Origin of the sequence: Photorhabdus akhurstii, from assembly GCF_019090985.1 — a bacterium.
GTDB lineage: Bacteria > Pseudomonadota > Gammaproteobacteria > Enterobacterales > Enterobacteriaceae > Photorhabdus > Photorhabdus akhurstii.
This window is the reverse complement of the sequence record NZ_CP020335.1, coordinates 1,188,155-1,205,018: the sequence shown is the minus strand read 5'-3', so window position 1 is coordinate 1,205,018 and position 16,864 is coordinate 1,188,155. Positions and strand designations below refer to the sequence as shown.

7 protein-coding genes are annotated in these 16,864 nt (G+C 40.7%); 2 read left to right on the top strand and 5 right to left on the bottom strand.

Going from position 1 to position 16,864, the window contains the following annotated elements; genetic code table 11:
* Positions 1–159: 159 nt before the first annotated feature.
* The 4 genes from B0X70_RS05145 to B0X70_RS05130 form a co-directional block, all read right to left on the bottom strand.
* Positions 160–900, bottom strand: coding sequence for a hypothetical protein (locus B0X70_RS05145; RefSeq protein ID WP_246593435.1), 741 nt, complete (start codon positions 898–900; stop codon positions 160–162).
* Between the two features lie 74 nt (positions 901–974).
* Entirely contained in the window at positions 975–1,724 is a 750-nt protein-coding gene (locus B0X70_RS05140; protein WP_217471043.1) for a hypothetical protein, read from the bottom strand.
* Positions 1,725–1,798: 74 nt separating this feature from the next.
* A complete protein-coding gene (locus B0X70_RS05135; RefSeq protein WP_217471042.1) occupies positions 1,799–2,551 on the bottom strand; it encodes a hypothetical protein in 753 nt (250 codons plus the stop codon).
* Positions 2,548–4,467 (bottom strand): Tle2 family T6SS lipase effector, encoded by a 1,920-nt coding sequence (locus tag B0X70_RS05130; protein WP_217471041.1) that lies wholly within the window; start codon positions 4,465–4,467, stop codon positions 2,548–2,550. Before B0X70_RS05130 ends, B0X70_RS05135 begins: the two co-directional genes overlap by 4 nt.
* Positions 4,468–5,187: 720 nt before the next feature.
* On the opposite strand from B0X70_RS05130, the gene B0X70_RS05125 reads away from it, so the two are divergent.
* Both B0X70_RS05125 and B0X70_RS05120 read left to right on the top strand, forming a co-directional pair.
* On the top strand, positions 5,188–12,366 hold the full coding sequence (locus B0X70_RS05125; protein ID WP_217471040.1) for a Tc toxin subunit A-related protein: 7,179 nt from the start codon (positions 5,188–5,190) through the stop codon (positions 12,364–12,366).
* 142 nt (positions 12,367–12,508) lie between these two features.
* Entirely contained in the window at positions 12,509–15,319 is a 2,811-nt protein-coding gene (locus B0X70_RS05120) for an RHS repeat protein (RefSeq protein ID WP_217471039.1), read from the top strand.
* A gap of 225 nt (positions 15,320–15,544) precedes the next feature.
* Here B0X70_RS05120 and B0X70_RS05115 read toward each other — a convergent pair whose 3' ends face one another.
* A complete protein-coding gene (locus B0X70_RS05115) occupies positions 15,545–16,456 on the bottom strand; it encodes a LysR family transcriptional regulator (protein WP_256448185.1) in 912 nt (303 codons plus the stop codon).
* Positions 16,457–16,864: the final 408 nt, after the last annotated feature.

Sequence of the window (16,864 nt, the reverse complement as noted above, 5' to 3'; positions counted from 1 at the left end):
AAAGCCTGTCAAAAAGAGTGTCGCCAAACGCCCAGTAAATAAAATAGAGAAATAATAAGGACAGCGTGATTTTCAATATTTTCATACGGACAGTTCCTTTTAATAACAGTATTCTCATGTTGGCATTTAGATAAACTGGTGACACAACCTTATAGAACGTTACTTTATGTAACGGGTATCTATCATTCGGGTATTGATTTCAATGTGCCCGTCAGGATATTCAACCCATTCACTTTTCCTAGTTACTATGACCTTTGGCATTTTGGTTTCATCCAGCTTAGGTTTAAAAATAATTTTCCATTTTGCTCCCGGTGTTAACTTCAACCTAAAGGGATACAATTCAACTTCACCTTGTAAGGATACACTTTTCGGAAATCCTTCAACCATTTCTAAAACAGGGTAAAGAACCGGATTAAAATCAATCGTATTCGATGCAGGGATTTCGCTAATATTCGTCTGGACAGCATCATTGATAAAGGCGGTTAAACTGGTTCCCGTATACGGCACAGCATCTTTCACAAGATGTCGGACATCGGTATACCCCACGGCCACAGAGGCTTGATTGATTTTCCATTTACACCATCCTCCACCATTGAAAGGCAATTTCGCCTGAAAGTAACCGGTTTGTGGATCTGACTTCACATCCAGACGTAATTTATAATAAGTCGGCACTTGATAAGGCGACATACCTGCATCAAGTTGATATCTAAGGCAGTCTTTTGAGATATACTGCGCGGACACATACGGTTTTGTGTATTTCGGCACGACACCCTCCACCGTAATCAACTGTTTCTTCTCGTCAGGCGAAAAAGGAAAAAGCCGGTCAAAAAAGGTGTCGCCAAACGCCCAGTAAATAAAATAGAGAAATAATAAGGCCAGCGTTATCTTCAATATTTTCACACAGATAGTTCCTTTTAATAACAGTATTCTCATATTGGCATTTAGATAAACTGGTGACACAATCTTATAGAACGTTACTTTATGTAACGGGTATCTACCATTTGGGTATTGATTTCAATGTGCCCACTGGGGTATTCAACCCATTCACCTTTCTTAGTTACTATAACCTTCGGCATTTTAGTTTCATCCAGTTTAGGTTTAAAGGTAATTTTCCATTCCGCTCCTGGAATTAATTTCAGTCGAAAAGGAAATAAATCCACCTTGCCTTGTAAGGAAACTCTGTTTGGACGTCCCTCAACCATTTTCAAAACAGGGTAAATAACCGGGCTGAAATTTATCGTATTCAATGCACGAGTTTCAGAGGCTTCAGAATAATTTGTTCGCGCGGCGTCGTTGATAAAGGCAGCTAATCCTGGCCCCGAAGAAGGTACAGCATCTTTCACTAAGTGACTAACATCGGTATAACCCACCGCCACAAACGCTTGATTGATTTTCCATTTACACCATCCTCCACCATTGAAAGGCAATTTCGCCTCAAAGTAACCGGTTTGGGGATCAGCTTTTACATCCAAATCCAATCCATAATAGGTCGGCACTTGATAAAGCGACATACCTGCATCAAACTGATATCTAAGACAGTCTTTTGAGATATACTGCGCGGATACATACGGTTTTGTGTATTTCGGTACGACACCTTCCACCGTAATTAACTGTTTCTTCTCATCAGGCGAAAAAGGAAATAGCCTGTCAAAAAAGATGTCGCCAAACGCCCAGTAAATAAAATAGAGAAATAAGAAGGACAGCGTTATCTTCAATATTTTCATACGGACAGTTCCTTTTAATAACAGTATTCTCATGTTGGCATTTAGATAAACTGGTGACACAATCTTATAGAACGTTACTTTATGTAACGGGTATCTACCATTTGGGTATTGATTTCAATGTGCCCGTCAGGATATTCAATCCATTCTCCCCTTCCGTTAGTGATAGTAATTTTCGGCATTTTAGTTTCATCCAGTTTAGGCTTAAAGGTGATTTTCCATTCCGCTCCTGGAGTTAACCTCAATCTAAAAAATCGTTGTGCTACTTCACCTTGCAAGAGTACTCTTTTAGGAAGTCCCTCAGACATTTCTAAAACCGGATAAATGGTGGGATGGTAATCCAGGATATTCAATATCGCAGTTTCGCTATTATTAACCTGGGTTACATCATTAATAAATGCGGTTAAACCAGTCCCTTCTGCCCCTTCAGATATAACAGCATCTTTCACCAAATGGTGTACATCGGTATACCCCACCGTAACAGAAGCCCAGTTAATTTTCCATTTACACCATCCCTCGCCATTAAAAGGTAATTTCGCCTGAAAGTAACCGGTTTGCGGATCAGCTTTTACATCCAAATCCAATCCATAATAAGTCGGCACTTGATAAGGCGACATACCTGCATCAAGCTGATATCTAAGGCAGTCTTTTGAGATATACTGCGCAGATACATACGGTTTTGTGTATTTCGGCACGACACCTTCCACCGTAATCAACTGTTTCTTCTCGTCAGGTGAAAAAGGAAAAAGCCTGTCAAGAAAGGCGTCTCCAAACGCCCAGTAAATAAAATAGAGAAATAATAAGGACAGCGTTATCTTCAATATTTTCATACGGACAGTTCCTGTTTATCACAGTAATGCTGTAAGGCCAGTTCCCCTTGTTCTTCCTGCTGACTGACCGTCAGTGATTTTATTAACTGCTTATCCATATCCAGAAAATAGAGATTTCGGTAGTAAACATTGTCAGGAATAAGCATCTTATAACTGTCCATTTTCGCCTTAAACTGACGCTGACTGTCCTGACAGACCGTAATCTTATCCGGCTCACATAACTCTCTGAGGCGCTTGTCAATATAACCCGCATATTTATACGAGCTATGGTTAGAAAAACCGAATCCGCCTTTCAAATCAGCACTTCTGTTTTCAACAAACAGTTTGTCTTTTTCTTGTTGACTGAGCTGATTAAACAACGCGTTTTGCCGCTCACCGGCCAGTGAAAAATCCTTTTCTGTTTCCTGATTTAACTCAGGAATTAAGTAGAGTTTTGTGGTGTTATCCAATATTTTTTCAGCAACACCCGTTATAAGAGAGGCATTCCGGGCGGAAATCAGCCATTCCGGGCAACTGTTGGCTTGAAAAAAATGGACAACTTTACCATGATGCAAATAGATTTCTTTACTGGCTGTCGCCTGTTTAATTGACTGCATAATCGGTGACGGTGACAACAACTTCATCACTGCCCAGTCATACCCCGCCGGCGCCCAATAATTGAAAAAAACATTATCCATATCCTGCTCAAATGGCACAGCAGGGATGACATCATCTTCATTGACATGGCGATAGTGGATAATAGAAGACAATTCCTCTACCGCACTGCGGGTTAATGTTCGCGGCATCCCGTAACTGTAGAGACAAGGATTATGTTCTTTCAGTTGTGCGCTGTGCAATAATGCCAGTGCGCCTCCCAGACTATGGCCGCAAATAAATAATCGTTTGTTTTTAACTAAGTTAATGATATCACCGAATACCTTTTTATTTTTATCACTGGGGACTATTAACTCTCCAACCAAATTAAATGCCTCCCAAAACCCTTTATGCACTTTACCATGATGAATAAACTCACTGCACAACGCTTTGTCATCATCGCAACTTAAAGCCAATGGCTGGAAAGTGGCATCAGTCAGATAATTATCCAGGCTAGCGGTTCCCCGCCAACTAACAATCACATCTTTCTCACTGGCAACATAAAACAGTTTGGTATCACCCTGCTTATTGTCTCCTGCTTGTGAATCAATAAATTCCACTCGCTTATAACGTTTACTAAACGGCACATCGTAAACCACAGGTGTTGCCGATAATGCTTCCACTTTATAGGGCAATTTTGAAACATCCACCATTTGCCGGTTAAAAAAGTGTTTCACAGAACCTTCAATATCAACATCCCCATCGGCATAGGCCAGCACACTCATCAAACATTGGTTATAAGCATTCACAATGGAATACTCCTTCTGATGATGTAGCAGTAAAACCCAGGCCCGAAAAGGACAGACTTCCAATACATAGCGTCGATTTAACGGATGAACCTGATAGCCTTTTGGTTCCGGGTCTGGGAAATGATAGGGAGGTGGAATTTTTTTGGGATCATTCCAATCATCCAGCGCTGGCAACCCATCACTAATCTGCCCGATAGTCACATAGCGATATTGATGGCCTTCGGTTTCTGCTTTTGGTTTCACCACTGAAAATTCTTCTCCCCGTTTTTCCCGCAACGGACGCTGCTCCATTTCGTCGGCCAGTGGTTGGGCGCTGATATACAACGTTACCGGATGAGGCAACAGATCCTCTTCTCTGAGCACACCGAAACCGTCGGTTGTCCCCTGGCGTACATAACCTGGGGTTCCGCGACTGATCAGGCGATAAGGCATGTTGACCAGCGGTTTTCCCTGTTCATCCACCAACTGAAATTCCACCCAGTTTTTCAAAAACCGTTTACAATCAAGACACAAGCGTGGATCTGATATACCCATTAGTTTTACTTCCTTCTTTTAACGTTACATATGTAAGCACGTAGACCCCACGTCATGCGTTGAAAGTCTCACAAGATTTCCCCGCCCGGCTATCAATCACCTTCATCAGCATCAATATCCTGTCAGGAATAGCCGTGATTGATTGCGTCACCAAAGAAACAAGACAGTAAAAATCCCATTACCACAGATAAGAAACACCGCTTATACCGTGAGTAATAGCAAGTTGAACGACAGGAAGACGAAATGTATCCCCATCGATTAATCCCTTTGAATAAGGGAACAGGAGTTGAAAGTTCCGTCATATTGTCCATATGACGGAACTCAAGTTATGATTATTAAACCAGCACCAAATAGCAAGAAAAATTTTCATTTTTTTAAATTTACAAAAAGTAGATTTTGTAACAAAGTGTTACAAATTCAAAAAAAGATTAAGTTATTGTAAATATAATGGCGGGTGCAATGACCAAAATACCCCATTGCCAAAAGAAGCAGTCCACGATATATAAAAAAATCTAGCCTTTACTGATTTTCCACATCCAGTTTTGAGCAAAAAACAATTGCAAATTTTGCGGCTGCTTTTTTTGCAACAGCTATTTCAAGAAAACAGTGACATAGTGATTACCCTCATCTTCCTGTAGAACGGAATCACTCTCTTATTGTATTGATGATACAGAGAACACACGGATGTTTCATTTACCTTATGATTTAAAAGGAATAAACATGAACTCATACGTGAAAGAGATACCTGATGTATTACAAAGTCAATATGGTATTAATTGTCTGACAGATATTTGCCACTATTCTTTTAATGAATTTTGTCAGCAAGTCTCTGATCATCTCTCCTGGTCAGAGACCAACCGCTTATATCGTGATGCACAACAGGAACAAAAAGAGAATCAATTATATGAAGCACATATTCTTAAACGCGCTAACCCGCAGTTGCAAAATGCAGTGCACCTCGGTATTACCCTCCCTCATGCTGAATTGCGAGGCTATAATAATGAATTCGGTGGCCGAGCCAGCCAATATGTGGCGCCGGGTTCAGTTTCCTCTATGTTCTCCCCCGCGGCTTATTTAACTGAACTTTATCGTGAAGCACGTAATTTACATGCCAGCGACTCCGTTTATCATCTGGATGAACGCCGTCCAGATCTCCAATCAATGGATCTAAGCCAGCAAAATATGGATACCGAACTTTCCACTCTTTCTCTGTCCAATGAAATTTTGTTGAAAGGAATTAAAGCTAATCAAACTAATCTGGACAGTGATACTAAAGTGATGGAAATGTTATCCACTTTCCGTCCTTCCGGCACAATACCTTATCATGATGCTTACGAAAATGTACGTAAAGCTATCCAATTACAAGATCCTAAGCTTGAACAATTTCAGAAATCACCGGCGGTCGCTAGATTAATGCATCAAGCTTCACTACTAGGAATTAATAACTCTATCTCACCAGAGCTGCTTAATATTCTGACAGAAGAGATTACCGAAGTTAATGCAGAGACAATTTATAAACAGAATTTTGGCGATATTGACCCTGCCTGGCTGGCAATGCCAGAATATCTGAAAAGTTATTATAATTTTAGTGATGAAGAACTCAGCCAATTTATTCACAAATATCCAAATAATGAACTAAATACTCAGAAAATACATTTACTAAAAATCAATAAAATTATTTTATTATCGCAAGCCGTGAATCTGCCGTTTTTAAAGTTAGATGAAATTATTCCAGAACAGAACATTACCCCAACAGTATTAGGAAAAATATTTCTAGTTAAATATTATATGCAGAAATACAATATTGATACGGAAACTGCCTTAATACTATGTAATGATTCCATTTCACAATATTCCTATAGTAATCAACCTAGTCAATTTGATCGCCTATTTAATACCCCGCCACTCAACGGGCAATATTTTACTACTGGAAATATCGATATTGACTTAAGTTTGAACAGTGCCGATAATTGGCACAAAGCAGTACTTAAACGTGCTTTTAATGTCGATGATATTTCTCTTTATCGTTTGCTCCATATTGCCAATCATGCAAATACGGATGGAAAAATTGTTAATAATATAAAAAATCTTTCTAATCTTTATATGACCAAGCTACTGGCAGATATTCATCAATTAACGATTGATGAGCTGTATTTACTACTGATGACTATCGGTGAAGATAAGAGAGATCTCTATACAATTGATGATGAAAACTTACAGGGACTGATTAACAAACTCGATACTCTAAGCGATTGGCTGCGTACACAAAAGTGGAGTGTCTATCAGTTATTTTTAATGACTACTACCAACTATGACAAAACGCTAACGCCTGAAATTCAAAACTTACTAAACACGGTCTACAATGGTTTGCAGAATTTTGATAAAGAGAAAACAGATCTTCTGGCTGCCATAGCACCTTATATTGCGGCAGCTCTACAATTACCATCTGAAAATATTGCACACTCTATTCTTCTCTGGGCTGATAAGATAAAACCAAGCGAAGATAAAATAACAGCAGAAAAATTTTGGATCTGGTTACAAAATAGAGATACTACAGAATTATCAAAACCGCCAGAAATGCAGGAACAAATTATCCAGTACTGTCACTGCCTGGCACAATTGACAATGATTTATCGTTCTTCCGGCATTAATGAAAACGCTTTCCGTCTATTTATCGAAAAGCCAACTATTTTTGGCATCCCTGATGAACCAAATAAAGCGACACCAGCCCATAACGCACCAACATTAATCACCCTAACCCGCTTTGCCAATTGGGTTAATTCTCTAGGTGAAAAAGCCTCCCCTATTCTAACGGCTTTTGAAAATAAAACCTTAACCGCGGAAAAATTAGCTAACGCCATGAATCTTGATGCTAATTTACTGGAACAAGCCAGTATTCAGGCACAAAATTATGAGCAGGTTACTAAAGAAAATACATTCTCCAATTGGCAATCCATCGATATTATTCTGCAATGGACCAATATAGCCAGTAATTTAAATATCTCCCCACAAGGTATTTGCCCCCTGATAGCATTAGATTATATAAAACCGGCTCAAAAAACACCGACTTATTCCCAATGGGAGAATGCAGCTATGGCATTAACTGCCGGGTTAGACACTCAGCAAACTAATACTCTACACGCATTTCTGGAAGAATCTCGCAGTACCGCATTAAGCAACTATTATATTGGCAAGGTTGCTAATCGGGCAGCATCAATTAAAAGCCGTGACGATTTATACCAATACTTACTGATTGATAATCAAGTTTCCGCTGAAATAAAAACTACACGTATTGCCGAAGCCATTGCCAGTATCCAATTGTATGTCAACCGAGCGCTGGAAAATGTAGGAACCCATGCCGTTTCTGATGTTATTACCCGTCAATTTTTTATCGATTGGGACAAATATAATAAACGTTACAGTACTTGGGCTGGCGTTTCACAATTAGTTTACTATCCCGAAAATTATATCGACCCGACGATGCGTATCGGACAAACGAAAATGATGGATACGCTATTGCAATCCGTCAGCCAGAGCCAATTAAATGCCGATACGGTAGAAGATGCATTTAAATCTTACCTGACCTCGTTTGAGCAAGTCGCTAATTTGGAAGTTATTAGTGCTTATCATGACAATGTTAATAATGATCAAGGGCTGACCTATTTTATCGGGCACAGTAAAACAGAAGTTAATCAATATTACTGGCGCAGCGTCGATCATAGTAAATTCAACGACGGTAAATTTGCTGCTAATGCCTGGAGTGAATGGAATAAAATTGATTGCGCAATTAATCCCTACCAAAGCACCATCCGACCAGTTATCTACAAATCCCGCTTATATCTAATTTGGTTAGAACAAAAAGAAACAGCTAGACAAAAGGAGGATAATAAAGTCGTTACTGACTATCACTATGAATTAAAATTGGCTCATATTCGTTATGATGGCACCTGGAATGTGCCAATCACTTTTGATGTAAATGAAAAAATCTTAGCTTTAAAACTGACAAAATCTCAAGCTCCCGGGCTTTATTGCTCAGGTTATCAAGGGGAAGACACCTTGTTAGTCATGTTTTATAGCAAAAAAGATAAATTGGATGATTATAAAACTGATCCAATGCAAGGATTATATATCTTCTCCGATATGTCTTCCAAAGATATGACCAATGAACAATGTGACTCTTATCGAAATAACGGTTATACACATTTCGATACTAATAGCGTTATAAGAATAAACAACCGCTATGCAGAGGATTATGAAATTCCTTCATTGATCAATCATAGCAATAGCCATGATTGGGGGGAATATAATCTCAGCCAAGTATATGGCGGTAATATAGTTATCAACTATGAAGTTGCATCAAGTGATTTAAAAGTCTATATTTCACCAAAGTTAAGAATAATTCATGATGGAAAAGAAGGTCGAGAGCGTATTCAGTGTAATTTAATAAAGAAATACGGAAAATTGGGTGATAAATTCATTATTTATACCAGTTTGGGAATCAATCCGAATAATTCATCAAATAGATTCATGTTTTACCCAGTCTATCAATATAATGGAAACACTAGCGACCTTGCTCAAGGGAGACTACTATTCCACCGAGACACAAGTTATTCATCTAAAGTAGCGGCTTGGATTCCTGGGGCAGGACGTTCTTTAATCAATGAAAATGCTAACATCGGTGATGATTGTGCTGAAGACTCTGTGAATAAACCGGATGATCTTAAGCAATACATCTTTATGACTGACAGTAGAGGGACTGCTACCGATGTTTCCGGGCCAGTAGATATCAATACTGCAATTTCTCCTGAAAAGGTTAAAGTCACAATTAAAGCTGGCAAAGAATACTCTCTTACAGCGAATAAAGATGTCTCCGTTCAGCCATCATCCAGTTTTGAAGAAATGTGTTACCAATTTAATACTCTCGAAATAGAGGGTTCTAATTTGAAATTTATTAATAATTTAGCCAATATTGATGTCACTTTTACCGCATTGGCAGAAGATGGACGTAAACTGGGTTATGAAAGTTTCAGTATCCCAGTTACCCGAAAGGTTAAAACCGATAACGCGCTAACTCTTTTTCATAATGAAAATGGCGCTCAATATATGCAATGGGGAGCTTATCGTATTCGTCTTAATACCCTATTTGCTCGCCAATTAATTGAACGCGCCACTACCGGTATTGACACAATTCTAAGTATGGAAACTCAGAATATTCAGGAACCATCGTTAGGAAAAGGATTCTTTGTTAAATTCACTCTTCCTAAATACGATCAAAACACACATGGCAATGAGTGCTGGTTTAAAATTCATATAGGGAATATTGATGGTGATACTGCAATGCGGCCATATTACCAAGGGGTATTAATAAACACCGAAACCAGTGTCGTTCTTTTTGTTCCTTATGATAAACAATCTTATACCAATGAAGGTGTTAGATTAGGGGTTGAATACAAGAAAATATTCTATCAAGGCAACTGGGAACCCGCATTCTTCTATTTCAATGACACTCAACAGAAATTTACTCTGATTAATGATGCCGATTATGACTCAGCAATGACTCAATCAGGCGAAAGAAAAGGAGTTAAAAAATATAAAGGCTTCTTTGATGTTTCTATTCTATCCCATTATGCGGAACCAATGGACTTTAGCGGCGCTAATAGTCTCTACTTCTGGGAACTGTTCTACTATACCCCGATGCTGGTTGCCCAACGTTTGTTACATGAACAAAACTTTGATGAAGCCAACCGTTGGCTGAAATATGTCTGGAGCCCATCTGGCTATATTATTCATGGTCAAATTAAAAACTATCGCTGGAATGTGCGCCCGTTACTAGAAAATACCAGTTGGAACAGCGATCCTTTGGATTCCATCGATCCTGACGCAGTGGCGCAGCACGATCCAATGCACTACAAAGTAGCCACCTTTATGCGCACTCTCGATCTACTAATGGCACGCGGCGATCATGCCTATCGCCAACTGGAGCGGGATACACTGAACGAAGCCAAAATGTGGTATATGCAGGCACTACACCTGCTCGGTAACAAACCTTATCTGCCACTGAGTTCTGTATGGAATGATCCACGTCTGGACAATGCCGCAGACACGACCACACAAAAAGCGCACGCCTACGCAATAACCGCTCTGCGGCAAGGCATGCAAACACCAGCATTATCATTGCGCTCCGCTAACACCTTGACCGATCTTTTCCTACCACAAATCAACGATGTCATGTTGAGCTACTGGAACAAACTGGAACTACGCCTGTATAACTTGCGTCATAACCTTTCTATCGATGGTCAACCGCTCCACCTGCCAATTTATGCCACACCAACCGATCCGAAAGCGTTACTCAGCGCCGCCGTTGCCACTTCTCAAAGTGGGAGCAAACTGCCAGCGTCATTTATGTCACTGTGGCGCTTCCCACATATGCTAGAAAATGCCCGTAGCATGGTCACTCAGCTAATACAGTTCGGCTCCACGTTGCAAAATATTATTGAACGCCAAGATGCCGAAGCCTTAAATGCTCTGCTGCAAAATCAAGCCAAAGAGTTGATGTTGACGACACTCAGCATTCAAGACAAAACCCTTGAAGAAATAGATGCTGAAAAAACTGTGCTGGAAAAATCCAAAGCCGGAGCAAAATCGCGCTTTGATAACTACAACAAATTATACGACGAAGATGTCAACGCCGGTGAACGTCAAGCGCTGGATATGCGAATAGCTTCCCAAAGTATTACCTCAGGATTGAAAGGCTTGCACATGGCTGCCGCCGCACTGGAGATGGTGCCCAATATCTACGGCTTTGCCGTCGGGGGAACGCGCTTTGGGGCGATTGCCAATGCTATTGCTATTGGTGGTGGTATCGCCGCAGAAGGTTTGTTAATTGAAGCGGAGAAAGTCTCGCAATCTGAAATATGGCGCCGTCGCCGTCAAGAGTGGGAAATCCAGCGTAATAATGCCGACACAGAGATGAAACAAATCGATGCTCAACTTAAATCACTAACGGTACGCCGTGAAGCGGCGGTATTACAGAAAACCAACCTAAAAACTCAACAGGAACAAACTCAAGCGCAGCTAGCTTTCCTGCAACGAAAATTCAGCAATCAAGCGCTGTACAACTGGTTACGTGGTCGGTTGGCAGCCATTTACTTCCAATTTTACGATTTAGTCGTCGCCCGTTGTTTAATGGCAGAACAAGCTTACCGTTGGGAAACTAATGATAACTCCGCACGCTTTATTAAACCGGGAGCCTGGCAGGGAACCTATGCCGGCTTGCTCGCCGGAGAAACCCTAATGTTGAATCTGGCGCAAATGGAAGACGCGCACCTGAAACAGGAACAACGAGCACTGGAAGTGGAACGCACGGTTTCTCTGGCGCAGATGTACCAATCCTTAGGGGAGAAAAGCTTTGCATTAAAAGATAAGATTGAAGCGTTGCTACAAGGAGGTAAAGAGACTTCCGCCGGTAACGACGGCAATCAATTGAAATTAACCAACAATACGCTATCGGCGACGCTAACCCTGCAAGACCTGAAACTCAAAGATGACTACCCGGAAGAGATGCAGTTAGGTAAAACACGCCGTATTAAACAAATTAGCGTCTCCTTACCGGCACTGCTAGGACCATATCAAGATGTACAGGCAGTTCTGTCTTATGGTGGCGGCGCCGCTGGATTAGCTAAAGGTTGCAAAGCCTTGGCGGTCTCCCACGGCCTGAATGACAACGGTCAGTTCCAACTCGACTTTAACGATGGCAAATTCCTGCCGTTTGAAGGGATCGATATTAATGACAAGGGAACATTTACGCTAAGCTTCCCCAATGCCACCAGTAAACAAAAATCAATATTACAGATGCTGAACGATATTATTCTGCACATTCGTTACACCATTCTCGAATAACTATCACCCGTAACAGGTCCTAATCAGGGCCTGTTATTAAAATTCATCTTACATGCCAATGTTATTTCAAGTACCTGAATAGAAAAATTATCCCTATTATGTAAAAGGACTGAATGCAATTAACATAACAAAGGAAGTAAATATGGAAAACATTGACCCAAAACTTTATCACCATACGCCTACCGTCAGTGTTCGCGATAACCGTGGACTAGCTATCCGTAATATTAGTTTTCACCGCACTACCGCAGAAGCAAATACCGATACCCGTATTACCCGCCATCAATATAATGTCGGTGGATATTTGAACCAAAGCATTGATCCTCGCCTGTATGACGCCAAACAGACTAACAACGCTGTACAACCGAATTTTATCTGGCGACATAATTTGACCGGCAATATCCTGCGAACAGAGAGCGTCGATGCCGGTCGGACGATTACCCTCAACGATATTGAAGGCCGTCCGGTGTTGACCATCAATGCAGCCGGTGTCCGGCAAAACCATCGCTACGAAGATAACACTCTGCCCGGTCGCCTGCTCGCTATCAGCGAACAAGGACAGGCAGAAGAGAAAACGACCGAGCGCCTTATCTGGGCCGGCAATACGCCGCAAGAAAAAGACCACAACCTTGCTGGTCAGTGTGTCCGCCATTACGATACCGCAGGACTCACTCAACTCAACAGCCTTGCCCTGACCGGCGCCGTTCTATCACAATTTCAACAACTGCTTACCGATAACCAGGATGCCGACTGGACAGGTGAAGACCAGAGCCTCTGGCAACAAAAACTGAGTAGTGATGTCTATATCACCCAAAGTAACACTGATGCCACCGGGGCTTTACTGACCCAGACCGATGCCAAAGGCAACATTCAGCGGCTGGCCTATGATGTGGCCGGGCAGCTAAAAGGGAGTTGGTTAACACTCAAAGGTCAGGCGGAACAGGTGATTATCAAATCGCTAACCTACTCCGCCGCCGGGCAAAAATTACGTGAAGAGCACGGTAACGGGATTGTCACTGAATACAGCTACGAACCGGAAACTCAACGGCTCATTGGTATCACCACCCGCCGTCTGTCAGATGCCAAAGTATTGCAAGATTTACGTTATGAATATGACCCGGTAGGCAATGTCATTAGTATCCGTAATGATGCGGAAGCCACCCGCTTTTGGCGCAATCAGAAAGTGGTCCCGGAGAATAGCTATACCTACGATTCTCTGTATCAGCTTATCAGCGCCGCCGGGCGCGAGATGGCGAATATAGGTCAGCAAAGCAGCCAACTCCCCTCCCCGGCGCTACCTTCCGATAACAATACCTACACCAACTATACTCGCACTTATACTTATGACCGTGGCGGCAATTTGACGAAAATTCAGCATAGTTCACCGGCCACACAAAATAACTACACGACGAATATAACGGTTTCAAATCGCAGCAACCGCGCGGTACTCAGCACATTGACCACAGATCCAACTCAAGTCGATGCCTTATTTGACGCGGGAGGCCATCAAACCAGCTTGCTATCCGGTCAAGCTTTAATATGGACACCGCGAGGCGAATTGAAACAAGCCAACAATAGCGCAGGAAATGAATGGTATCGCTACGATAGTAACGGCATACGACAGCTAAAAGTGAATGAACAACAAAATATCCCGCAACAACAAAGGGTAACTTATCTACCGGGGCTGGAACTACGTACAACCCAGAACAACGCCACAACAATAGAAGAGTTATACGTTGTCACACTCGGTAAAGCCGGTCGCGCACAGGTCCGAGTATTGCATTGGGAGAGCGGTAAACCAGCAGATATTAATAACAATCAGCTTCGTTACAGCTACGATAATCTTATTGGCTCCAGCCAACTTGAATTAGATAGCGACGGACAAATTATCAGTGAAGAAGAATATTATCCATTTGGTGGTACAGCGCTGTGGGCGGCAAGGAATCAAACCGAAGCCAGCTATAAAACCATTCGTTATTCAGGTAAAGAGCGGGATGCTACCGGGCTGTATTATTACGGCTACCGTTATTATCAACCGTGGGCGGGCAGATGGTTAAGTGCAGACCCGGCTGGAACCATTGATGGGCTGAATTTATATCGCATGGTAAGAAATAATCCGGTGACGCAATTTGATGTTCAGGGATTAGCACCGGCCAACAGAACAGAAGAAGCGATAATAAAACAGGGTTCCTTTACAGGAATGGAAGAAGCGGTTTATAAAAAAATGGCAAAACCTCAAACTTTCAGACGTCAAAGGGCTATTGCTGCCCAAACAGAGCAAGAATCCCATGAATTATTGACGAGCAAACCCGATGTCAATACCAGCCTAATTAAAGATTACACCACGGATAGCTCGCAAATTAATACCGCGATAAGGGAAAACCATATTACTACGGCAGTACAAAACTTAGATTCCACATTATCTGCCCTGCAAGATAGACAAACGCGTGTAACTTATCGGGTGATGACCTATGTGGATAATTCCACTCCCTCACCCTGGCATTCCCCACAGGAAGGAAATAGCATCAACGTTGGTGATATTGTTTCAGATAATGCTTATCTATCAACATCGGCCCATCGTGGTTTTATGAGTTTTACTCACCCAAAAGAAAACAGTGAAACTCGATACGTCAAAATGGCATTTTTAACGAATGCAGGTGTCAATGTGGCAGCAAAATCTAGATATAATAACGAAAGTGGGGAGCAAGTATTTAAAATGGATTTAGATGATTCGAGGAAAGGCTTCGTTGAAAAATTGAAAATAAGAGCCAGTGGACCAGAAGCGGGGCAAGCGGAAATACTATTCCCCAGAGAAACACCGTTCGAAGTTGTTTCAATGAAACATCAAGGCAGAGATACCTATGTATTATTGCAAGATATTAATCCATCAGCTATCGCTCATAGAAATGTACGTAACACTTACACCGGCAATTTCAAATCATCCAGTGCAAATTAAATTGGGAAAATAGTGATTAATTAATATAACAACAAACAATCCCCTGAACGACTATTCAGGGGATTTAACAATCCACCATCTTTAAGTATTTAACCTCAAACCATAAGAAGAAATTTATTTCACCATTTTCTCATTTCTCTTATTGTATTAAACACCATTAACATTTCATTAATTTAGATCCGTCATTTAATTAACCTAATAATAAATAACTATTCAAGATAACTTTCAAACAATCAAATCGGAAATCAATAAATTCAATGGCTCTTTATATTTACGTCTGAGAGTATAAGCACAATATCTCACTGACGGCGTTGGACACGATTTAAAATTCAAAAAGGTAATCCCTTGATGAAGGTGAGCAGAACAGAGCACTTCATTCGGTGTCATTAAACTTATCGCCACCCCCGATCTCACTAAATCCAACCGATGAGTAAAATCAGGGACAGTTAGCAAAGTTAAATTTCGGTACTCAGGCAGATAATTCAGCGAAATAAAATTGTCACATTGTTTAAAGAAAGCACTATTATGTTGAGCCAAAGGCAGTGTATATATAATATCATCAGCATGACTTTCCGCGGCTAAAATATCATTCGCGATAGCAAGACGCAGAATCTGATAAGCTCCGTCTATTCTGATAATGTCATCGTTATCAGGATAATGTTCAGTGGTTACATAGATGGTTATCTCGCCTTTCATTAAAGCAGAAAATATTGTCTCTTTTCTTGCCGAATCATCAATAATGAAATTATTTTTTATGTAAATATCGCGATAATGATAACGTTGAACCGCCCTTTTTATCACTTCCGGGATTTTATTAATATATTCTCCACTAGTTCCAATAACCAGTTTTCCTGCGGTTGCTAATTTCTCACTTCTACGATAATGCCAATTATCCTCAACTCGTTGAATTCTCTCATAACACGGCAATAGCTCCTGATATAAGGCCATCCCTTCCTCAGTCAATTTCGTCCTTCCCGGCAACCTTTCAAACAGTTGACAGCCCACACGTTGTTCCAATTGATATATGATCCTACTTAGGGGGGAAGGAGTAATACAAAGCGTATCCGCTGCTAAAGTGAATGACTCTTTTTTCGCTGATTCCATAAAATACTTCAAGTGCTTTGAACAAAATAGCATCATATATCCTTCTATTCTAATTAATTGTTCCATCCAAAATAGAATGGAATATTAACAATGAAACATTACAACAACTTTTCTTCTTTGCATTATTTAACATTGAAGTGTGTATTAACTGAGATTGAGTTTTATCATCTTTATTCTTAGCAGTTATCAAACATTTTTTATTATTGTTGCAAAATAAACGTAATTCACCCTTAAATCACAATAATAACTCTAAATAAATGTCACATGTTATTATTAAGAAAAAACAGGCAACATTAACCATTTAATTAGATATTTCAATTGGTTGACAAAACATCCATAATGTTCAATATAAAATAATCACAGATTTAACATCAAGTAAATTATACAATCTATATTCACCATCACTGAACTTTACCCTGCTCTCACAGTTCATTATGTGAA